16 protein-coding genes are annotated in these 22038 nt (G+C 46.0%); 6 read left to right on the top strand and 10 right to left on the bottom strand.

Going from position 1 to position 22038, the window contains the following annotated elements; translation table 11 throughout:
• Positions 1 to 78: 78 nt before the first annotated feature.
• Positions 79 to 513 (top strand): DUF2007 domain-containing protein, encoded by a 435-nt coding sequence (locus DW640_RS18645; protein WP_008760469.1) that lies wholly within the window; start codon positions 79 to 81, stop codon positions 511 to 513.
• Between the two features lie 26 nt (positions 514 to 539).
• Positions 540 to 1358, top strand: a complete 819-nt coding sequence (locus DW640_RS18640) for an alpha/beta hydrolase family protein (protein WP_008760470.1) — start codon at positions 540 to 542, stop codon at positions 1356 to 1358.
• A 363-nt stretch (positions 1359 to 1721) separates the two neighbouring features.
• Here the strand turns inward: DW640_RS18640 and DW640_RS18635 are convergent, their stop codons facing one another.
• Positions 1722 to 2597 (bottom strand): DUF4595 domain-containing protein, encoded by an 876-nt coding sequence (locus DW640_RS18635; RefSeq protein ID WP_117578815.1) that lies wholly within the window; start codon positions 2595 to 2597, stop codon positions 1722 to 1724.
• Positions 2598 to 2603: 6 nt separating this feature from the next.
• Entirely contained in the window at positions 2604 to 4058 is a 1455-nt protein-coding gene (locus tag DW640_RS18630) for a S41 family peptidase (protein WP_008760472.1), read from the bottom strand.
• A gap of 329 nt (positions 4059 to 4387) precedes the next feature.
• Between DW640_RS18630 and mnmA the strand changes: the two genes are divergently transcribed.
• Positions 4388 to 5455, top strand: coding sequence for a tRNA 2-thiouridine(34) synthase MnmA (gene mnmA, locus DW640_RS18625; RefSeq protein WP_080979775.1), 1068 nt, complete (start codon positions 4388 to 4390; stop codon positions 5453 to 5455).
• Between the two features lie 29 nt (positions 5456 to 5484).
• Here the strand turns inward: mnmA and DW640_RS18620 are convergent, their stop codons facing one another.
• The 8 genes from DW640_RS18620 to DW640_RS18585 form a co-directional block, all read right to left on the bottom strand.
• Positions 5485 to 6147: a response regulator transcription factor gene (locus DW640_RS18620; protein WP_008760474.1), complete on the bottom strand. Its 663-nt coding sequence runs from the start codon at positions 6145 to 6147 to the stop codon at positions 5485 to 5487.
• Between the two features lie 85 nt (positions 6148 to 6232).
• On the bottom strand, positions 6233 to 6823 hold the full coding sequence (locus DW640_RS18615; RefSeq protein ID WP_008766721.1) for a DUF4251 domain-containing protein: 591 nt from the start codon (positions 6821 to 6823) through the stop codon (positions 6233 to 6235).
• A 67-nt stretch (positions 6824 to 6890) separates the two neighbouring features.
• The gene (locus DW640_RS18610; RefSeq protein ID WP_008766720.1) at positions 6891 to 8318 is read right to left on the bottom strand and encodes a Na+/H+ antiporter NhaC family protein; all 1428 of its coding nucleotides are present in this window, start codon (positions 8316 to 8318) and stop codon (positions 6891 to 6893) included.
• A 94-nt stretch (positions 8319 to 8412) separates the two neighbouring features.
• Positions 8413 to 9285 (bottom strand): VIT1/CCC1 transporter family protein, encoded by an 873-nt coding sequence (locus DW640_RS18605; RefSeq protein ID WP_008760477.1) that lies wholly within the window; start codon positions 9283 to 9285, stop codon positions 8413 to 8415.
• Positions 9286 to 9407: 122 nt separating this feature from the next.
• On the bottom strand, positions 9408 to 9842 hold the full coding sequence (locus tag DW640_RS18600; RefSeq protein WP_008760478.1) for a hypothetical protein: 435 nt from the start codon (positions 9840 to 9842) through the stop codon (positions 9408 to 9410).
• 46 nt (positions 9843 to 9888) lie between these two features.
• Positions 9889 to 11064 (bottom strand): MFS transporter, encoded by a 1176-nt coding sequence (locus DW640_RS18595; protein ID WP_117578826.1) that lies wholly within the window; start codon positions 11062 to 11064, stop codon positions 9889 to 9891.
• A 19-nt stretch (positions 11065 to 11083) separates the two neighbouring features.
• Positions 11084 to 13402 (bottom strand): penicillin-binding protein 1C, encoded by a 2319-nt coding sequence (gene pbpC / locus DW640_RS18590; protein ID WP_117578814.1) that lies wholly within the window; start codon positions 13400 to 13402, stop codon positions 11084 to 11086.
• Positions 13403 to 13447: 45 nt separating this feature from the next.
• A complete protein-coding gene (locus tag DW640_RS18585) occupies positions 13448 to 19096 on the bottom strand; it encodes an alpha-2-macroglobulin (RefSeq protein WP_117578813.1) in 5649 nt (1882 codons plus the stop codon).
• Between the two features lie 96 nt (positions 19097 to 19192).
• Here DW640_RS18585 and DW640_RS18580 point away from each other — a divergent pair, with 96 nt between their 5' ends.
• From DW640_RS18580 to DW640_RS18570, 3 genes are all read left to right on the top strand, one after another.
• Entirely contained in the window at positions 19193 to 19594 is a 402-nt protein-coding gene (locus tag DW640_RS18580; RefSeq protein WP_008766716.1) for an FKBP-type peptidyl-prolyl cis-trans isomerase, read from the top strand.
• 15 nt (positions 19595 to 19609) lie between these two features.
• On the top strand, positions 19610 to 20167 hold the full coding sequence (locus tag DW640_RS18575) for a TlpA disulfide reductase family protein (RefSeq protein WP_022471235.1): 558 nt from the start codon (positions 19610 to 19612) through the stop codon (positions 20165 to 20167).
• Positions 20168 to 21352: 1185 nt separating this feature from the next.
• A partial coding sequence (locus DW640_RS18570) for a toxin (RefSeq protein WP_117578825.1) occupies positions 21353 to 22038 on the top strand: 686 nt, incomplete at its 3' end.

Raw genomic sequence — 22038 nt, 5'->3', positions numbered from 1 at the left:
CTGCAAAGTTAATGGAAAATAGTTTCACATTTCAATTTTATGTTCTATTTTTGTGGGAATAATAAAATCTGGTTAAGTATGAAAACCGTAAAATTGATTACCTGTAATGACGCGATGAAGGCGCATATCCTTCAAGGAGCGCTGGAGAATGAGGGCATTGAATCTATTCTGCATAATGAGAACTTTTCTACTTTGTATAAAAGTTGCGTGAGCAGTATTGCGGGAGTGGATATCCTGGTGGCGGATGAAGATTATGAGAAAGCCGTTCAGGTGCTGAGGCAGAACCAAAGCTGGCCCGAAGAACTGACGCTCTGTCCTTATTGCGGTTCGTCCGATATTAAATTCGTATTGAGAAAAGGACACAAACTGCGTGCCGTTGGTGCGGCTGTACTTTCCATGCTGGCAGCGGCGCCTCCGGGGGACAATCATTGGGAATATACTTGCCAGCAGTGTCATCAGACTTTTGAGACACCTGTTGCCGAATTTCAACCTTCGGGAGAAGACGAAGAATGATTGGATCTAAACATATTATAAACACAATGAAAAAGAAAAAACTTCTATTAATCGCTCTTTTGTTAGTTGGGGCAGCGTCTTCTTTTGCTGCCAAAGTAGATACGTTATTAGTGAAAAGTCCTTCCATGAACAAGGACATCAAGGTAGTAGTAGTCACTCCGGATGCGGCATTGGGAAAGAAAGCTACGGCGTGTCCTACTGTTTATCTCTTGCATGGTTTTGGCGGACATGCCAAGACGTGGATTGAGATTAAACCCAATCTGCCTCAGATTGCGGATGAGAAAGGAATCATATTTGTTTGCCCGGACGGAAGTACCAGCTGGTATTGGGACAGTCCGAAAGACCCGTCTTTCCGATATGAAACTTTTGTCTCATCGGAACTGGTGAAGTATATCGACGGACATTACAAGACAATCACCGACCGCAAGGGGCGTGCCATTACCGGTCTGAGTATGGGCGGACATGGTGGTCTGTGGACTGCTATCCGTCATAAAGATACCTTTGGCGCTTGTGGAAGTACAAGTGGAGGCGTAGACATTCGTCCGTTCCCGAAGAATTGGGACATGGCAAAACGCCTGGGGGATTATGAATCTAACAAGGAAATATGGGATACGCATACTGTAATCAATCAGATTGATAAGATTCAGAACGGGGATTTGGCAATTATCTTTGATTGTGGCGAGGCTGACTTCTTCATTCAGGTGAATAAGGATTTGCACAACCGCTTATTGGAAAAGAAGATCGATCATGATTTTATCACCCGTCCCGGAGGACATACCGGAGAATACTGGAATAACGCTATCGATTACCAGATTTTGTTCTTTGATAAATTCTTCAAGAAATAAAACCGGAAAAGCTTGACTTTTGCATCCGGATGTCGTATCTTTGGAGACATAATCATATAGTAGATTGAAATTAAACTACGATAGAAGGAGGAAGTGAAAACTTTCTCCTTTTTTGTGTACTACTTGGTGAGGAACTGTTCAGATCGGTGCTGGGAGTGGTTCAGCTCGGTGCTTATTGAAATTTAGAAGGGATGTCGGGAAGAATTAGAAGGTATGTTAAGGCAAATTACATACTATGTTAAGTGTAATCAGATGCTTTGTTAGGTGAAAACGGAGGCTTTGTTTCGATAAACAGACTTTTATGTAGCGGAAAAGGCTAGTCGGAGTTAAGAATCTATAAATCTGCTCTTGACAAGAATCGGGTTATTCAATCGTAATTGAGATCGTGCGATTCAGATAAGATATACTTTTGCCATTACCATATTTAGTGCTGACCTTTAGACTGACAGGTTTCTTGTTTTTATCAAAGCTATAAGTATATTCGGTTCTTTCGGTGTATGTGTCACTGGTTTTCTCCGGATAAGAGGCGGTAGTAAGGTGTTGTGTCGGTTTGCCAAGCATGCCGGCAAACAAGGCTTCACGATGGAAGGAAAGGGGATAAGTATCCGCCACCAGCATACAGGGAAGACGATAATAATTGATATCTTCTCCCGCTTCATAATTAGTCTGAAGCTTTCCGTAACCGGTGGATGATTCATAGGGCAGTGAAGGAGAGATGGTGGAAATTAAATCGCCCTTGTCATACTGTAGAGAAAGAGTGTGCGCGACAACTGCATCGCTGCTTCCTTCCCGGGGCATAATCTTTTCATTCACTTGTGTCAGATAGCCGTCCGTATATGAAAAGGTATATTGTCTCTTCTGGTCGAGAGAAGCATATTCGCATTGCGTGGCGTATCCTTCTTCGTTTAGGGTGTATTTACGCTCAGTCCCTATTTCGTCTGTGAAAGTAACACTGCTTCTGTTGTTTCCGTATTGGATGGTAAGCGGATGGCTGATGATCTCTGTCAAGTCCGCTATCGAAACTTCTTGCGTGTAGGTATAACCGGTCAGCCAGGCATCTTCGTAGCGAAACTCTTCTTCTTTAGTAACGTCAGATACTCCGATTCCATCGGACTTGCAAAATTCGGAGAACAGCATCTTGCTTATTTCCGGGTCAGGAACTTCTGTGCCTGCTTTTTCTTCATCATCCGAACAACCGAACATTACTATCGCACACAACAGAAGTGCTATCTTTTTCATACTTGTTTATTTAATCCGTAACCCTCCGGCAAATCTTCTGCTGGCAGGACTGCTGACACTTTTTTCTATCTTAATACTCTTGGTACTTCGAGTTTCTTCTTCTTTGTCTTCGTCTTTCGGCGGATAGGTTCCCTCCAATGTCTGGATGGCTATGCTTAGCATTCTTTCTTTAGGATTGCCGAAAGGGAGGAACTGGCTGTAATCAGTAGTCCCGTTAATAGACGTTTCGCTTATTTTGAATTTATCGCTGGGAACAAGCACGAATGCGTCTTCGCCTGCATCATGGTCGGAGTTGTAAACGGTGCATACCACCGGATTGACAGACCAACGGTAGGTTTCGTTGATGAATTGCTCTGTAGCCACTGTTTGTCCCTTGCTTGCGCTACCCATGACAATAATGTTAGGAGCCTGATCCTCTTTGTATAGGCTGGTCAGTAGCATTTCTGCTGCTCCGGCTGTTGTTCCGCTGGTGATTGCTACCAAAGTGTTTTGATTCAGATTGACACCGGTCTTCAGCACCTCCTGATCGAAATTGATGGTCGCGTCTTTGTCCAAGTTCTTGTCGTTATATTCCAGATAAGCCATCGGAGTGCCCATTCTTGCATTTGGCACAAGGATGGTGGCAAGTAACTGAACACAGTCCAGCGATCCTCCTTCGTTATAGCGAAGGTCAAGGATAGTGGCTTGTACGTTGGCTTCCTGAAATATCGTTGAGACTTTACGTAATTCATTATTATACTTCTCCGGATCGTCATTGGTTCCGGCGGTGAAGCTGTTGTACATCAGATAGCCGACTTTAGCACCATTGTCTAAAGTCAGAATTTCGTATTTATGTACCGGTTGGTCTTCTATAGACTGGGCGGCTCCCAAATCCAGCGTGACACCGTTCGGTACTACTTTATACACCATAACCGGTTCTTCCGGTACTTCTTCCCCTTCTTCGGGCTCTTCCTCGACTTCTTTCCATACCCCCATCGAAAGTTCTCTTGCTATTGTACCTTGCAGTAGTTGCGTTTCATACTTCTTGCTGATATAGGAAGTGTCTACTTTCATAATCCAGTCACCGCGTTGGAGTCCGGCTTTTTCGGCGGGTGATTCGGGGATAACATAAGTAATCAAGGCATTGTATGCCGTATCGTTATCCTGACTCTTGACGAGCGAGTAGTCGAATCCATAGGTTGGCAACGGAGCTTCCAGGACAGAATCTACAAAAGAGTAGCTGTCTTTGTCCCATTTTGCTTTGGATAAGAAGGTGGCAGGGTCCTGAAACAGGTTTACTTCATCGTAGCCAGGCATATATTGATACCACAGATAATTCTGTTGCATGATATCATACATCCATGTATCCAGTTCAGTCAGGTGGGCATATTCCGGCCAGCGGTCCACACCACACGAAAAGAAGCTGCTGACAGATACGACGATCAGGGCAGGTATAAGTAGTATTTTGCGTAAATTCGTCATCTTAAAAAGCTTTTCAGTGTGCAAATGTAGGAAATACTTTGCTTATCTACCACATTTATGGTATAAAAATGCCTTCAATATGTGATAGGCTGTTAGCAAATCCCGCCTTATCTTTGCAACATCGAAAATGATCAATAGGTATTCATATAAATAGAGAGAGAATAATTAGAATCCAAAGAGAGTGATATAGAGTAAATGATTTTTGGATGGACCGTAACCTGACTTTGATAAAGATTTAATGAAACAGATTTGCTGATGTGCTAATTTGTCGGTGATTAATACATTGGCATCTTAGCACAACTTTTGTTGTTTAACGAATAATTATGATGATGAATATAGCTGCATTATTGTCCGGAGGTGTCGATAGCTCTGTTGTCGTTCACCTTCTTTGTGAGCAAGGATACAAACCGACTCTTTTCTATATCAAAATAGGTATGGACGGGGCGGAGTATATGGATTGTTCAGCCGAAGAAGATATTGAAATGTCCACTGCCATTGCCCGTAAGTATGGTTTGTCCTTGGAAGTCGTGGATTTGCATAAGGAGTATTGGGAGAATGTGGCCGCCTACGCGATTGATAAAATAAAGAAAGGACTGACACCGAATCCGGATGTGATGTGTAACAAACTCATAAAGTTTGGCTGTTTCGAACAGCAGGTCGGAAAGAATTTCGATTTTACGGCGACAGGGCATTACGCCACCACCATCCGGCAGGACGGCAAGACGTGGCTTGGAACAGCCAAAGACCCTGTTAAAGACCAGACGGATTTCCTGGCCCAGATAGACTACCTGCAAGTTTCCAAACTGATGTTTTCTATCGGCGGACTTATGAAGCAGGAAGTACGCGAAATCGCAAGCAGGGCAGGATTGCCCAGTGCCCGAAGAAAGGACAGTCAGGGAATTTGCTTTTTGGGAAAGATTAACTATAATGATTTCGTTCGTCGTTTCCTGGGAGAGCGGGAAGGGGCGATTATAGAACTGGAAACCGGAAAGAAAGTGGGCACGCATCGCGGCTACTGGTTCCATACGATCGGACAGCGGAAAGGACTCGGATTGAGTGGCGGTCCCTGGTTTGTGATCAAGAAGGATGTTGAGGAAAATATCATCTATGTCTCTCATGGATATGGAGTCGAAACGCAGTTTGGCAGTGAGTTCCGTATCAATGATTTCCACTTTATTACGGAGAATCCGTGGAAAGATGCCGGAAAGGAGATAGATATTACCTTCAAGATTCGTCACACTCCTGAATTTACGAAGGGAAAGCTGGTACAGGAAGAGGGCGGTCAGTTCCGTATCTTATCTTCTGAGAAGTTGCAGGGCATTGCTCCCGGTCAGTTCGGGGTGATTTATGATGAAGAAGCGGGGATATGTGTAGGAAGTGGTGAGATAACCCGATAGGCTGTTCCCTTTCAGAACTGAACCGGCTGTCAAATATAGTATTCCGCTAAATCCACAATCCCTGCACGCATCGCGTACTTGGTAGCTTCGTGCACATTGTTGACTCCCAGCTTCCGGAAGATATTCTTTCGGTGGCTGTTGATTGTATGAAAGCTGAGGTTCTTTTCTGCCGCTATTTCTTTTGTCGTCTTCCCCAGTGCAATTTCTTTGAGGATATTCTTTTCTGTCTGCGTCAGCAGATGATCATCCACCGTTGCAGGGGATGCGGCGGAAGAAGCCGTTCCCGAAAGCAGCAGATTGCTGACATGATTGCAGATATATCGTTGTTTGCGTGAAGCGCATTGCAGGGCTGACATGATTTCCTCTTTTGAGTTATCTTTCATCACTACTCCGAAAGCCATACTGCTGAATAATACCTGCCGGAGAAAATTGATACTTAACTCATCGGAGAACAGAATCCAGTCGGCCTCTTTAAACCGCTCCTGCAGGACGATCAGTTCGTCCGCTCCGGCAAAATCGAATAAGGTATAATCCAGAATAACCACTGCTTGCGGATACAGGCGCAGCTGCTGAATCAGTTCGGCCTTGTTGTCAGCTTCTAAAAGAACGGATACATCCTTTTGCCGGCTTAGCAGAAACATCATTCCTGCCTTGCTGATATCCTGATTATCTGCGATGATATATTCCCTCATAATGATCAATTAAAAAAACTCCGCTACAAATGTACGCATTTTGCGCGATTTGTAGCGGAGTTATTCTTATATTCTTCTGTTCGGATTACCAGGCACGTCCTTTGAAGATGTTTGACTGATCCAGTGGGACGATGTTACCGTTCAATGTCAGGTTGTTGTTATTGAAGTTCGGGCTGATAGATACCGAAGCATTGTTGTTACCGCTGCTCATATTAATAAATACCTGAGCTGAGATACCGATGCCCTGTACACTGAATGAACAGTTTACATTTCCTTTCTTATCGATATTCATCTTCATGTCCGAAGAGTTACCGTCTACAGTCACACCACCGATACCGTTAGGGCCGGGATAAGGAGTGTTGAAAGCTGTCTGTACAGTGGCTCTGTTTCCGTTCATCAGGACGAAGTTAGTGTTGGAAGTCACGAAGGAACTCATACCGTTACGGAAGATCACCTGATTGGCTTCCAGAACAAACTGTTTGTTCTTCAAAGCCTGTACAGCCTGCTGGTAGGCTGCCATGTCCTGTACCTGTTCTTCTGCGCGAAGTTTTGCTCTTTCTGCGTCTCTTTCTGCTTTTCTGTCTGCGCGGCGGATGGCTGCGTTACTTTCCTGTGCATACATCATTGTGCTCGCACTTACTAAAACTAATGCTAATAATGCAATAAACTTTTTCATAACTTTTTTTTGTTTAGGTTTAATACGTTGTTCGTTTATTGCAAAAACAAAGTGTATGCCAGATTGTTCACGGGCGTTTTACAATTTTATATCCGATAGCTGCGACAGCGATACTCATTAAAGGACTGATAATGTTGAAAAAGCAATAGGGGAGATACACCAGCGTAGGCACACTCAGAATGGTAGCCTGCGTCATTCCGCAGGTATTCCATGGGATCAGTACGGATGTAACGGTTACTGAATCCTCGGTGGTCCGGCTGAGCAGGCAGCTTTCGTAACCTTTTTTAGCATAAATGTCGCGAAACATATTCCCGGTCAGGATGATGCTGATGTACTGGTCGGCAGTTGCCAGATTGAGGAAAAGCCCCGAACAGACGGTAGCCGATACGACGCTGACCGTTTTCTTCATGAAACGTACGAAGAGCGATGTGATGCTTCCCAGCATACCGCTGGCTGTCATTGCCCCGCCGAAACACATGGCACATAATATCAGCCAGATGGTATTCATCATTCCCGACATACCACGGGTGGCAATTAAATCTGTCAAAACAGCATTGTCGGTCTGCAGGCTTGTCTTGCCGTAGATGGTCATCATCAGTCCTTTAAACAGGGAGTCGAAGTTGGAAACGGCAGCCCCCGAAATTTCCCGCAACAAATCCGGTTGGAAGATCAGAGCGAAAATGCCCGCCAATAGAGTGGACAGAAACAGGGTAATGATGGAAGGCACTTTCCGTGCAATCAATATGCCTGTTGCTATCGGTATAATCAGCAGCCACGGGGTGATATGGAACTTTTCGTTCAGGGCAGCTGCCACTTCCGCGATGTGCTGGGTATTGCTGGCGTCATGAGACAGACCTGCTACCGTAAATATAGTCAGTGTGATGATCAGTGAGGGCACCGTAGTAATCATCATGTAGCGGATATGACGGAAGAGGGGCGTGTCCGTGACGGATGCCGCCAATATGGTCGTCTCGGACAAGGGAGAAACCTTATCGCCGAAATAGGCACCGGAAATGATAGCTCCCGCAATCCAGCCTTCTTCAAATCCCTGTGCCTTTCCGATGCCCATGAGAGCAATACCGATGGTGGCGATCGTTGTCCATGAACTTCCGGTCATAACGGAGATCAATACGCAAATAATACAGGTGGATGTCAGGAAGAAACTGGGATGGATAATCTGCATCCCGTAATAAATCAAAGTGGGCACTACTCCGCTAATCATCCAGATACCGCTTAATGCGCCGATAATCAGTAAGATGATGATGGCTGTTGTCACTCCTGCCACGTTGTTCGTGATTGCCAGTTCGTAGTCTTTCCAAGGGATTTTGTAGAAAGCCATGCCGATAAGGATACAAATGGCGGTGGTAGTAAGCAGCGATATCTGACTTCCGCCATTGAGGGCATCACTGCCAAATACACGAATGGTGGCGAATAGTAATATCACTAATACGACAATGGGCAATAGTGATATGAGGGGAGATGGAGCTTTCTTCATTCTAAATATAACGCTTTATTATTTAATCTGGTGGTTTAGGTTTCTTTATTATGTAACTACCGGACCTTCAATGATGTCGGATGCTTTATTGATTTCAGGCATCGATTCCGGTAAATGTCTTTAGAGCGTATCCTATCAGGAAACTGATACCTGCCACACTGAAACTGAGTACAGCCATTTCCGTAAACCGCTTTCGGAAGCTTTCTCCACGGGCTACGGAATAATAGTAGTTGAAAAGGGCAATGATGATAAGTGCCATGGTCAGCATCACTCCCAAAGCTACGATTACATTGCTGATCAGTATAAACGGAGTAACCAGTGACACTACCGTGATCAGATAGGCGATTCCTGTATATACAGCTGCTTTTACCGGATGTTTCTTATCATCCCCTTCCGATTTGGTAGAAAGATATTCGGAAGATGCCATTGACAGTGCAGCGGCTATCCCTGTGATACTGCCGGTCAGTGCTATCAGTTTACTGTCACTCAAGGCAAGTGTGAAACCTGCCAGTGCACCTGTAAACTCAACCAGCGCATCATTAAGTCCCAGTACGACCGATCCCATATATTCCAGCCGTTCTTCATTGATAAGTGAAATCAACTTTTGCTCGTGCACTTCTTCTTCATGTGCCAGCCGTTGTAGGTCCGGTATATGGGCATATTTATCATAATTATTATGGGCATTTTCCTCACTGGACTCCATTAATTTGATGGCGAATGTGATACCTAGTATGCGTGCCAGAAAGTAGAAACGGGCGATACGCTTATAGTCCGGACCGATTTCTTTTCCTGTATATTTCTTGAGGATGGCGTAATGCGACTTTTCTTCTGCTGCTATCAGTCGGAGCGTTTTGCGGTTATTCTCGTCTTTTTCGATAGATGCGAGCCGTTCATATAAGATGCTTTCTGTTATCTCGTTTCGTTGAAAGCGGGTGAATTCGGCAATATCCTGTTGGGTTGGAATCATTTCTTTATTTTTTTTGGTCGCGCAAAGATACAATAAAAAGACAGAATTCTTTTTACCTTGCCGGACAGCACAATAAAATTTATTATAAGTTTATATTTTATTGGAATATAGATGCTTTCCTGCTACACCGGATTCGTCTTGCGCCTCAGCCACCAGTAACGGATAAAGAGTACACCGGTCAGGATCAGTGCGATGGACAGTCCTGTGTAGAAGACAGATATAAAACTTTCGGGCAACAGGTGGAAGCTGCGGATGGTGATGCCCATACAGATCATAAAGATCATGACGATCCAGCTTTTGACATCGAAGAAGGAGAAAGGGCAGTTCTTCTGTTCCTTTTTCCGTTCGATCCTTTGAGTATGCTTGTAATAGAGTCTTTTGAAGATTAATACGAAGAACAGCAGAAAGACGATGGTTGCTTCTCCTATCTTGAACATCCAGCCTTCGGAGTTATTAAGCCATGTAACGATGCCTATTCGCAAGATATTGGCACCGGCGATAATCCAGACGGTGCCTGCTGTGATAAGTAAGATTTCTTTGTTAACTCCGTATTTCATGTTTCCCTTTTTTGTATTAAACGGTTTACTGCTCCGTTTTGTTGACTCACTTCTTCGACAAAGTTGTAATTAGTAAAGAAATGCAGGTCAGTGTAGCTCCAATTCCAATAACACCATGCCATCCGTGCAATTGCCAGAATGTACCCGCAAGGAAGGTTCCCAGGGAACCGCCGACGAAGTAGGTCGTCATGAAAATTGTATTGATGCGGTTGGAGGCTCGGGGTGACAGTTCGAAGATACTGGTCTGATTACTGAGCTGGATGCACTGCATACCTATGTCGATGATGATAATTCCCAGAATGATACCAAGGTAGGTGTTTTCTCCGACGAAGAAGAGTAGCCATGAAAAGAGGATCAGTCCGCAACCGATGAAGTTGAAGCGGCGGACACCCACTCTCTTTACGTATTTCCCCACAAAGGAGGCGGTTAATGCTCCCGCCACACCGCATAATCCCAGCAAACCGATGATGTCGCTGTTGGCATGAAAGGGGGCTTGCCCCATCTTGAAGGCAAGGCAGGACCACATGGCAAGAAGGGAACCGAAGTTTAACGCCGCACGGATGGAATAAATGCGCAGCTGCGGAAACTCTTTCACCAAAGCCAGCAGGGATTTCATCAGGTCGCCGTACTTGCCCCGGAAGTTGGTCTGAATATCGGGAAGGACTTTGAGCACGACAATCGCGCAGACGAACATCATGGTTGCGGCGATGTAATACATTTCGCGCCATCCGAACAGTTCGCCGACGAATCCGCTGACCACCCGTGAAGAAAGGATTCCGGTCAGCAAGCCCGATAGGACGATCCCGACATTCCTGCCTTTGTTTTCCGGACGGGAGAACTGGGCGGCTATGGGAATGAATATCTGCGGAATCATGGAGCAGGCTCCGGTGAAGAACGAAGCAAGGAGTATCAGATGGATATTATCTGCCAAAGCAATCGTCAGCAGGGAGAATATCAGGACAAAGAAATTGACAAGGATAATCTTTTTCCGCTGATACAAATCACCTAAGGGAGTGATAAACAAGAGTCCCGCTGCATAGCCTATCTGTGTGACCATGGCAATCAGGTTGGTACGGAATTCTGATATGCCAAGTTCATGGCGTATCATATTTAGCAGCGGTTGGATATAATAGATGTTGGCTACCGAGACTCCTGCCACAATGGCGAGCGTCCACAGGATGGATGCCGGCAGACCTCCGTTTTCTTTCAATGACTGTTTCATGCCGCAAAGATAATGAATATCACTCAACAAAGAAAGTGGTGGAGATGGTATTTCCTTCACCGTCTACTGCCGTCAGCGAATGTTTGCCGGCGGCGGGTTGCAGGGAGATTTTGTGAAAGTCCTGTGTCTGCGCTTGGTAGGTCTCGTCAAGATGCCAGAAAACGGTAGCGTTAGGATTGTTGTGCGCCAGTTCTACAGTCAGGAAACCTTTGCTGCCATCCAGTTGCTTGGGCAGTTTGATGCGTGCGTTCATCGGAGGATATATAAATTGCATCGGCTGGAAAGTATCTTCTCCGCATCCGGCTTTAAAAGGAGGCAGCGGTTTATACTCCGGATGATGTTGCTTGTAATACCATTCCCATACGGGTGGCAGTGTGAACCAGCTTTTTCGAAGCGTAGGCTCCGTGTTGGCGCAATTTTCATAAATACGCTGGCTTTCATCGGCTGATAAAGTGACGAGATGGTGATAGGGGCATGCCTCTGTCCGCAGTCCTGCCGGTAAAACAAGAAGTGTGTCCGTTTCATCACAGAACCGTCCTTTCAGATGTCCCGATTTCCGGCAGACCTCTGCTTCGACAAAGATGCCCGCAGGACGTGTAAACCACGAAGAGGAGGGGAGCAGATTAAAAATATCGAATAGTACGGGGCCGGCTGTCTGTGCACCTACCAGCCCGGGTTTTCCTTCTCCGGTGGCATTTCCTACCCATACGCCGACTGCATAGCGGGGCGTAACACCCACCGCCCAAGCATCCCGGAATCCGTAGCTCGTTCCGGTTTTCCATGCAATGGTCTGCATGGAAGGAATGGATTTCCAGTCAATCTCTTCGGGACGGTTGACTTCTTTCAAGGCATCGAATGTCTGCCATACGGCGCCTGGCTGAAAAGGATCGGTTGATTCTGTGATTCGGCTTGTCGGGAGCAACAGGCTGCAAGACCTTTGCGGCAGTTGCAACAAACTGCGTCCCATCATTGCATATGCGTTTGTTACATCCCATAAAGTGGCTTCCGCTCCTCCCAGAATAAGTGATAAACCATAGTGGGAAGAAGAACGGTTGATCGTTTTTAGCCCGATCTGTTGCAGGAAGCTATGAAACTTCGGGACTCCGTATCTTTGCAGCATCGTGACTGCGGGAATATTTAATGAACGCGCGAGAGCTTCCGAAGCGGGAACAGCTCCTTCGAACTGCATACTGAAATTCTGTGGCGTAAATCCGTTGATATTGACAGGTACGTCCGGCAGCAACATATCCGGCAGTAAACTTCCTTCCTGTAACATTGCGTAATATAAGAAAGGTTTGAGAATACTGCCCGTACTTCTCGGAGCCTGAATGACGTCTACTTGATTTCCTCCCTGCTTCCGGTCGAAATGGACGTTGCCGCAGTATGCCACCACTTGATTGCTCGGAATGTCAATCACCAGAATGGCCAGATTGCGAATATCACTTCGCCCGAATTCGTTACTCCATCGTTCCGCCAGGTCCTCTACCTGAGTCTGAATGCCCTTGTTGATGGTCGAACGGGAGTATTCGCCGTTTCGTTCCTGATAGAACCGGCTGACCAGGTACGGTGCGATTTGTGGGAGCGCATGAGGCTCGTCGGGAAGTGGCTCGCTGATAGCCAGTTCGTAGGTAGACGAATCGATGGTTTTCTTTTCGAGAAGCTGTTTCAGCAGGCGGTTTCGTTTGTCAAGCAACGTTTTCCGTCCTTTGGACAGATGAATCATGGCGGGCGCGTTGGGAAGAACGGCAAGCATGGCAGACTCCGCCCACGATAAGTCATCGGCAGAATGTCCGAAGTAGCGCCATGCGGCGGCATCCAGTCCCACTACATTTCCCCCGAAAGGGGCATGGGAGATATACATGGAAAGAATCTCCTCTTTGGAAGCGCGAAATTCCAGGCGGGTGGCCCAGATCATTTCAATCAGTTTCTCACGGAAGGTGCGCGATTCGTTCCGTGCCAGGCGGATGGTCTGCATGGTCAGCGTACTGCCTCCGCTTACGATGCGTTTATTCTTCACATTCTGATAGAAAGCTCTTCCGATAGCGAACGGATTGACTCCCCAATGGTGATAGAAATGTTTGTCTTCGAAAGTAATGAGGCATTCCTTGATCTTTTCCGGAGTCGTGTTTCGGGGAGGGAATCTCCATTGACCGTCGGAGGCGATGCGTGCACCCAGCAGTTCCTCGTTCCGGTCCGTCACTACTGTGGAGTAGGGGACATGAAAAAGGTGGCGGGGAAGACAAAAGATATATCCTGTCACCAAAAAAGCAAGAATACAAAGTATTACTTTTTTGGTGACGGACAATCGTTTGAAGAAATTCAAGATTTTGCTTCCCATGCACTTATGCTATCTGTCAATGCTGTCTTATTGTTCAGAGTCTTGTCAGCGGCTGACAGTCGTTCTTCCCGCTTTGGTGCGTGCCTGTACCGCTGCGTCGTACATAGCTTCGCACTGAATGGCCGGAAGAATAAAGTTACCTGCATAAGTTGCCTGCAACCTTACGGTAAATGTTTTCGATTCACCCCGTCGCAGGTCGAAATAAGTCAATACCCGGTCATCACGAATATCTTTATAGGTGTACTTATCGGCTGAACTTTCCGGAGTATTCGCTTCATTAGAATTGGAAGAGGACGCTTCCGGAACAATCATCCGTTCATTATATATTTCCCATCCGGACGGTATAATATGGGTCAGTGCCAGATTGCTGTAATCGGAAGTACCGCTGATATTGGATAGGGTGACCGCAGACATAAAGTCCGTTCCCTGTCTGATGTCTTCCACGGAAATCGGTGAACCTGCCATATCTGTGTATTTCACATCCAGCCGGATATTATCGGCAATGGCTGGCAGCGTATCATTCAGCAATTGGGTACGTGTAATCAGGTCTACGCTCAATGCTCCTTTGCCTTGATTCTTCACAGAGACTGTTCCCGATTTCGGAGAAGTAGCTATCTCCTTCTCAAATACGGCTTTAGCAGATTTCACGGCGGGCTGTTGCTTGCCGTTCCAGCTCCATGTGAAATCCAGTGTACCGGATAATTGCTCCGCAAGGCGTCCCATTGCCATCAGGGCAAAGGCGGTAGACTGCGTGCTGAACCAGTTTTCCTGTGCCAGATTCTGTGATACCTTCTTAGCCTGTTGCAACGCATCCCGATCCCGCTTCATCAGAATGAGCGTTTCCAGAATCATTGCTTCATCCCGGTCGGACGAACCGTAAATCAGGTTCATGGAAGAATAAGGAATGACGGTCGTTTCTGCGTTGTATACTAATTCTCCGGCAGGTTTCATCTTACCGGTCAGCGCATAGGCGGCTGCCAGTCTCCATTTGGCTTGGATGGAGAGTCCCGGCTGTTCCTTCATGCGGTTCATGGCTCCGTATTCCGGTGCACCGGCCAGTGCAAGGGTATAGAGGCGGAAGGCCTGCTGCAATTCCGATTGCCATATCTGCCAGTTACTTGCTTCCTGCGGCATACGCCAGTTTTGGGCGGCGGCACGCTGGAAGCGTTTCCATTTGTTCAGTACGTTCGGATGAACGGCATACCCTTTTTCTTGTGCCAGTGTCAGGAACATACCCGTGTAAGAAGTGATCCATTCATCGGCGACGGCGTTGCCCGGCCAGTATACAAATCCGCCGTTGGGAAGCTGGCGGGCATATATCTGCCGGATAGCTTCCTGTACATTCGCCTTTATTTTCTCGGCTTCCTGTTCGTCCACCGCCTTGAACTGAGAGACGAATAAGAGAGGTAATGCTTTGGAAGTCAGTTGCTCTGTGCAATGATGCTGATAGTTGTATAAGAAGTCGAATCTACGGCTGATGTCTACCGACGGAATGCGGGAGACTTCCAGTTGCACCTGATTGTTAGCCGAAGAAGAACCTGCCAGTGTGTATGACAGTTCGGCCTCCTGACCGGCTTCTATCCATTGGCTGTTGCGTAAGGTAACCACCGGATTCGGATTCCGGACTTCTATTTCGATCGTTTCTTTTGTCTGCTGTCCGTTGCCGCTTGCCGTCAGGTGGATGGTTGCCTTTCCGGTTTTGCTGCCTGTTTTCAGAGTGAAGTATGCCAGTTGGTCACCCGGCTGGTCAAAAGTGAGTGACTGCTGGCGATTGCCCGTGATCTGTACGCCTGCGCCGGATGCTTCCAGCGATACGGTCACGTTCTTCACTTGGTTCTCCATAGCGAATACATTTACCGGAACGGTAATTTCTTCCTGCGTACTCAATACACGGGGCAGAGTAGACAACAGCATGAGCGGTGTCCGCACAAATGCAGTCTTTTCCGCATTTCCGTAAGCGCCGTCCTGTCCGGCAACTACCATCGCACGTACAGAACCCACATACATCGGAAGCTTCAACGTATGTGTCTGTTGCTTACCTTTTGCGAGATAGAAAGGACCGATGAATTTGACCACCGGTTTGAAACGGTTGGCTTTGGCATCTGCCGGTTTCAGCGAGGCATCTCCACCTGTGCTGAACAATGAACTGTAACGTCCGCCGGAAGCACCCAGCACATCGTCGTACATATCCCATGTACGGATGCCGAGAGCCTCGCGTGCATAAAACTCGTTCCACGGGTCGGGCGTCTTGAAGTTAGTCAGATCGAGCAGACCGTCATCCACAATCGCCAGTGTATAAGTCATCGGTTTTCCGCTTTTCTCGCTGACAGTCACGTTAAAGTCAGTTTCCGGACGCAGCACTTCCGGCATCTTGATCTGCGGTTGCAGAATCGTCTGACGGTTGGTCACAAATACCGGAGCAATGCCGTACATACGGATCGGCAGATCATTGACTGTCTGCGCATGAGGCTGCAACAGGCTGATATGCAGATAAACATTCGGAGCCATTTCCGGTGTAATCTTGAAGGTGAGTTTCGTATCTCCCTGATCGGACACTTCGAGCCATTGCTGCTGCAAGACGGTCGAACCGTTTTCGAGGGATACCAGCGCACGTCCTCCGGCGGCTGCGGGAATGATTGCCGTGGCTGTTTCTCCTATCTCATAAGAATCTTTGTCCAGTGAGAAAGCAAGCATCTTGATGCCGCTCGGGTCTGTCTTGTTTGAACGTCCGCGCCAGTCGGGCCAGTCGATGTAGACGGTTCCTCCGGTGGCGTGTCCGCTTTCACGGTCTTTCACGTACACCAGATAGCGTCCCCAATCCGGATAATTGATGCGGAACTTGAAGGAGGCTTTTCCTCCTGTGGTCTGCAGGTTACCACTGGCAACGGGAGTGATGGAACTGTTGTTGATGTAGGTTCCGAAAGACTCTTCACCGTTTTCCCACCACCAGCTCCAGCTGATCCGGTAGATTTTATATTCCAGATTGGAACGGTTCACCGGCTGTCCCTGATCGTTGACCGTCACGATGTCAAACACATGATCTTTGTCTGTTTCGATATACTTTCCTTTCGGCTGGTTCAGATTGATGCCCACATACGATGTGAACGGAGAGAAGGGAACAGTCTGCGAGTAAATGCTTGCATCTCCTCCCGGTTCGAAAACACGGGTGGTGAGCGTTGCATTCAGCATGCCCGGAGCACCCGTTGCTACCGGAAGCTGTATATTGACGCCTGCTCTTCCTTCCGCATCCAGTACCCCGTTGAACACATCCGCCCGGACGGTCGTAAAGTCCGTTGCCGGATTGTTGAACAGGTATTGCCCGTAGTTCTTGAACTGCGTATTGACCTTTGATAAGGACATTTCGACCTTGGCTTTCAGTCGCGATGCGGTGGCTCCCGTCAGCCATGAAGAAGTAAGCGGGGCATATACGTCTTTGCTCGAAGCCTGAAGGATGGTTGGTAAAGCTAGTGTAATCTTCAGACGGTTCGGCTTGATGGTTTCGATGCGCAGACTCTTGTGGAAGGCAGTTCCTCCTACTTTCACGTAGGCATTCCATAATCCGGTGGGATCGTCGGCTTGTGTGGGCACGGCAAATGTATAAAATCCGTTTGTACCCTGCGTAGAGATCATTTTGGTATAGAACTGTCCTCTTGGATTGTAAATCTCCAATGCTACCGGATGTTTGTCCGGAATGCGTTTCTCACGGTCTTCCAGCATGAAGGAAATATGCAGTGTATCTCCCGGACGCCATACGCCTCTCTCGCCATAGATAAATCCTTTCAGACCTTTCTGAATGTCTTTTCCTCCCACATCGAACCGGCTGACCGACTGCTCTTCGCCATCGACCACGCGTACATATGCCTTTTGCTTGTCCGCTTCGGCTACCGCTATGAAAGGAACTCCCTTCGGAGTGATTTCTACCAGCCCTTCACCGTTCGTCTCTCCCTTTCCAATCGGCTGGAGCTGGAAGTTGTAAATTGTTACCTGTGCTTTCGCTACCGGCTTCGTATCCAGAATGTTATTTACCGCAATCCACAACTTATTCAGTGAATTACGTTTCACAATCATTCCCAAATTGGAGGCAAAGATATTGCAGGCAGCTATCCGGTCGGAATTCATATAGTAGGACGGATGGCAGGGATTATCCCGTTCTGTCCATCGGTACTGGCTCCAGTCCATCGGCACGCTGCCGTTATAATAATAGTATGTTTCCGGAGTGTCCCATACCGCTTCATCGTCTCCCGACAATGTCTCTCCGCTGACTTTGGTCAGGTTGTCGGAAGACTTGTTGTCCGCGAACTGCATTTCCTTGTTTTCACTTCCCCCGCAAGGATAAGCGGAGTATTCCTGGCGGAACGAGAGGATGACACGGTAAATGGCTCCCGGCTCCTGATGAATCAATCCGGCAAGGTCTATCGAATAGTCTTCCCAGCGGTGCACATCTTTGGAAGAATCTTTCGCCAGCCACAATGTCTTCTTATAAACCAGTCGTCCCGAACGTCGCAATTCATTGGCTGAGGAGAGCGAGTTGTTCTGCATGAACATCAATACGTTGTTTTCGAAAATACGGATCACGCTCAAATCCACCGCATATAGATTGACGGCACGGAAGGGGATGATCAGACTTTTCGAATCGGGCAGGATAGCGGCGGAAGTAGCCATTTCTACCTGCGGTTTCAGGTTAAGTTCGCTGAATGAGATGGAGTGGGAAGTGCCCAGCGGTTTGTCCTGGCTGTTTCTTATTCCTTCATGGATATTCAGCGTCAGTTTGTTCAGTTTGCCGGTTTCGAAGTAAACGAATACTTTATTTTCTTTGATCTGGAAAATAGAGGAAGAAACTTCCGGAACGTCGATGAGCCCTTTCAAGTCCTGTGTGTTGGATACAGGGTCGGAGAATATGATTTCAATTCCGTTTTCCGGTTGGTCGATGCGTACGGCGGACAGGAAGCGGAAACTGTTCTTTGCCGGGATCAGAATACTTTCGTTTTGGGTACGGTCGATGCCTGCCGGATTGCCTTTGGCGGTAATTTCCAGTTGGTAATCTTCCGCTTCTTTGATTATCTGACTGATGCTAAATGCGTATCGGGTCGGGTGATCTGTCTGGGTGATTTCAATCGGATAGCTTTTGTTCTTTTCGCTTCCGGCTGTGAGCATTTTCTCTACTTCCTCTTTTTTCACTACATCGCTGAAACGTATTTCACCCGTTACGGTCACTTGGTCGGGCTGGGTGGCTGTGACGGTTATCGGATCGGTATGAATACTAAAGTTTCGTTCCTGCACGCGGAAAGAGAAGTTGAATTCTTCCAGCTTTTTGTCTACATCGACGAAATCTCCCAGGTGGAAGGTTCCTTCGTAAAAGGCACCTGGTTTCAGTGCCCCTTCTTCGGGGACAAATTCAATGGTATTGTTGCTGACCCAATACGTTTTTCCTTTCAATGAAGGAGAGAAACTGAACGGATTGTCTTTCAGTTCCTGATTCAGGTCTACCATCGGCTGGTCCTGTGTCAGCTCTATGCGTATCGTTGAGTTTTGCGAAATCACTCCTCCCGTATAAGCATTGACGTATGGAGCGTATTCGGCAGAAGGAATAATGTCTTTCTGATTACTTTTACAGGACGAAAATCCCGCAATTACTGTCAAAAGAATCAAGAATAGTCCGGCAGCAGCGCTGCATCTGGTTTTAATTTGTCCCATAGCGATGAGTTTTTATGATTCAACAAACAAATATACAGTTTTTATGGAAGATTTCTCTTAAATCTGCTTACTTTTGTACATTCAAATCATGTATTTATGGGAAGAAAGCAAGAATATAAAGAGACGAATTTGGAGTTCTTGAAAGAATTGTCATCGCAGGAAGGTGTTTATGCCTTGCCTTGCGGCATCTATTATAAGGTTTTGGAGACCGGTACGGGGACTGTTTTTCCTAATGTGCGGAGTATTGTTACCGTTCATTATAAAGGGAGTCTGATTAACGGTCGGGTGTTCGATAATTCTTATGAACGTAATTGTCCGGAAGCTTTCCGCCTCTGCGATGTAATAGATGGTTGGCAACTGGCGCTCCAACGGATGCGTGCGGGAGATAAATGGATCATCTATATACCTTACACGATGGGATACGGAACCCGTGCATCCGGTCCGATTCCGGCTTTTTCGACATTGGTATTTGAGGTAGAGCTTTTGGGAGTTGCATAACTAACGAAGAAAGATATGAAAGTGGAAATAAGAAGCAAAGTGGTGATATTGCTATGTATCGTTCTGGCAGTTTTTTCTTCCTGTATCACGGACGATGATGATGATAGGGGAGACTTTGCTCTTGTTGCCGGTGACGCCCTTCCTCAGTTTTCGGTAGAGATGAGTGATGGGGGAGTGTTGAATACGCAGTCATTTAGCGGGAAGGTTGGAGTGATTGTCTTTTTTCATACGGATTGTCCGGATTGTCAGAAAGAACTTCCGGTTATTCAGAAAGTTTATGATACGTATAAAGAGAATCCGGATGTATTATTGTCTTGTATCAGCCGTTCAGAATCGGGCTCTGAAGTACAAGCCTATTGGGAAAAACATTCGTTTACCTTGCCTTTTTCCGCTCAGAATGATGATGCTGTCTTTTCGCTTTTTGCTTCCCATACCATTCCCCGTATATTGATAACAGACAAGGAGGGGATTATTCGTGCTGTATATACAGATGATCCTTTGGCGACCTATCAAGAATTGGCAAAAGATATCGATGCTGTCTTAATCGATAAGTTGTCCGGGAATGAACGATAGCTCATTTGTTGCAAATCAACAGATGGTTTAATCTGGCTTTTTCTATTATTTGTTTTCATTCTTATAGACTGGTGAAAAACTTGTTTGTATCATATATTTACGATATTCCCCGGGAGATTAACAATTTTTATGTCAGTAAATGCAGGGTGGAACGGCAGAAGACTGAAAAAATAAAAAAGATGATCTCTTGATTGATTATCAGGATTTTAATTGTTGTGCTATCCCTACAGAAAAGTAAATCTACTGACACTACTGACAACTGACACCTTAAGGCCTCTTTACAGAGAATACATCCAAGAGGAATGGATGAGTATGTAAATTAAAATGCCTTTAAATAACTCTTAATCACTGAAGTTCCGCAAATTCTTTATATTATTGACAAACAGTAGTATCTCAATTGGGAGTGACTAAAAAGTCGGTAGTATCTTAAGTCTCCTACCAGGAGGGAGGGGAATTAAGATAGTTTGGATAACGCAAAAGTAACTTGCGAAACTTGAATTAATCATAGTTTACTAATAACTTTGTCATCACTGGAAGAAAGAAGCCTATTCAACGCTGTTGAATTTGTATTCCTACCTTCGTCCGGTTATTCATATTTGTTGTAGTGTATATGTTTACAAATGAATGAATGGAAAAGTACTGCCACTAAATGTTCCATACTGACAGAGTGTGCATGAAATTAATATTTTAGATGTTTATAATGTGTTGATAATTAGTAATGTATGCAAACGGAAAAAGAAATGTTATTACTAAAGAAACGCTAAAGTGGCAGTTGTCAGTGTCAGTAGGGAATAAAGGACTTTTTAATGGTGCAAATAGTATACATATGTGAGTGCGAAAGAACAGAAATACAAAGAGAAAAGAACGAAAAGTGAAAGGAAATGAGGCAGAGGAGTGTAACGATTGAAGTACTTGAAGAGGGAAAATGATGTACAAGAATGTAAGAAGTAAAGTACTGGAGTTGAGAGTTTGAAGTACTTGAGTTGGAAGTATGAAGTACGAGAAACTGCAAGATGAAGTACAAGAGTTGATGGGAGTAAGTACTAGAATCAATGGAATGAAAAATAGCAGACATGCCATTTCTTAGTATAACACACTATCAAAGTCTTGAAAAAAGCGTTTCAATACAATCATTAATACACTGATTTAAGTTATCTTTGCGGTTAAGAATAGATGATTGTCATTATGAAAAGATCAATAAAGCGTTTGCCCAAACGCACACAGGAAGAGTTGGCAGTGCTGCAAGAACTGATATTGCAGTACCTTGTGAATGTACGTATGATTATCCTCTATGGGAGTTATGCACGTGGAGAATATGTCATTTGGGATGAAACATACGACGAACGAGGTGGACTTACTTACTACCAAAGCGACCTTGATATTCTGGTGATATGTGATACGGGCGATGCTATTAAAGCGGAGAATCATGCGAACGCCTTTGTTGTTCCCAGGTATGATAAACGAATGGAAGGAAGGAGACATCCTGCACCACCTCAGATCATTGTTGAAAGCACGACAACTTTTAATCGGGCTATCCGAAGGAAACATTATTTCTTTTATGAGGCCTTAAGAGACGGCATTCTGTTATATGATGACGGCACGTTTCAGATTGGCAAACCGGAGAAGTTGCCATATCGGGAAATAAAGCAATATGCGGAGGAAGAATATGCAGGATGTTTCGACATGGCAGAGGGATTATTAAGACATGGAAAATTGGCTCAAGTGGAAAAAGAATATAAATTAGGTTCATTCTTTTTACATCAAGCTTGCGAACGTTACTACAAGACGTATATGCTTGTCCATAGTGGCACTCGCCCTAAATCTCATAAATTGGAAGTGTTGGGCCCGATGGCTAAAAGCCGTTCACGAGG

The organism is Bacteroides sp. AM23-12 (assembly GCF_003434395.1).
Classification (GTDB): domain Bacteria; phylum Bacteroidota; class Bacteroidia; order Bacteroidales; family Bacteroidaceae; genus Bacteroides; species Bacteroides thetaiotaomicron.
This window is presented reverse-complemented; position numbering and strand designations above follow the sequence as displayed.

Excerpts from the sequence above, each read along its gene's own strand:
- DW640_RS18600 (WP_008760478.1), bottom strand. The coding sequence starts at position 9,842 with ATGAAATACGGAGTTAACAAAGAAATCTTACTTATCACAGCAGGCACC.
- DW640_RS18595 (WP_117578826.1), bottom strand. The coding sequence starts at position 11,064 with ATGAAACAGTCATTGAAAGAAAACGGAGGTCTGCCGGCATCCATCCTG.
- DW640_RS18605 (WP_008760477.1), bottom strand. The coding sequence starts at position 9,285 with ATGATTCCAACCCAACAGGATATTGCCGAATTCACCCGCTTTCAACGA.
- DW640_RS18575 (WP_022471235.1), top strand. The coding sequence starts at position 19,610 with ATGAAAGTGGAAATAAGAAGCAAAGTGGTGATATTGCTATGTATCGTT.
- pbpC (WP_117578814.1), bottom strand. The coding sequence starts at position 13,402 with ATGGGAAGCAAAATCTTGAATTTCTTCAAACGATTGTCCGTCACCAAA.
- DW640_RS18635 (WP_117578815.1), bottom strand. The coding sequence starts at position 2,597 with ATGAAAAAGATAGCACTTCTGTTGTGTGCGATAGTAATGTTCGGTTGT.
- DW640_RS18630 (WP_008760472.1), bottom strand. The coding sequence starts at position 4,058 with ATGACGAATTTACGCAAAATACTACTTATACCTGCCCTGATCGTCGTA.
- DW640_RS18615 (WP_008766721.1), bottom strand. The coding sequence starts at position 6,823 with ATGAAAAAGTTTATTGCATTATTAGCATTAGTTTTAGTAAGTGCGAGC.
- DW640_RS18640 (WP_008760470.1), top strand. The coding sequence starts at position 540 with ATGAAAAAGAAAAAACTTCTATTAATCGCTCTTTTGTTAGTTGGGGCA.
- DW640_RS18645 (WP_008760469.1), top strand. The coding sequence starts at position 79 with ATGAAAACCGTAAAATTGATTACCTGTAATGACGCGATGAAGGCGCAT.
- DW640_RS18610 (WP_008766720.1), bottom strand. The coding sequence starts at position 8,318 with ATGAAGAAAGCTCCATCTCCCCTCATATCACTATTGCCCATTGTCGTA.
- DW640_RS18580 (WP_008766716.1), top strand. The coding sequence starts at position 19,193 with ATGGGAAGAAAGCAAGAATATAAAGAGACGAATTTGGAGTTCTTGAAA.
- DW640_RS18620 (WP_008760474.1), bottom strand. The coding sequence starts at position 6,147 with ATGAGGGAATATATCATCGCAGATAATCAGGATATCAGCAAGGCAGGA.
- mnmA (WP_080979775.1), top strand. The coding sequence starts at position 4,388 with ATGAATATAGCTGCATTATTGTCCGGAGGTGTCGATAGCTCTGTTGTC.
- DW640_RS18585 (WP_117578813.1), bottom strand. The coding sequence starts at position 19,096 with ATGGGACAAATTAAAACCAGATGCAGCGCTGCTGCCGGACTATTCTTG.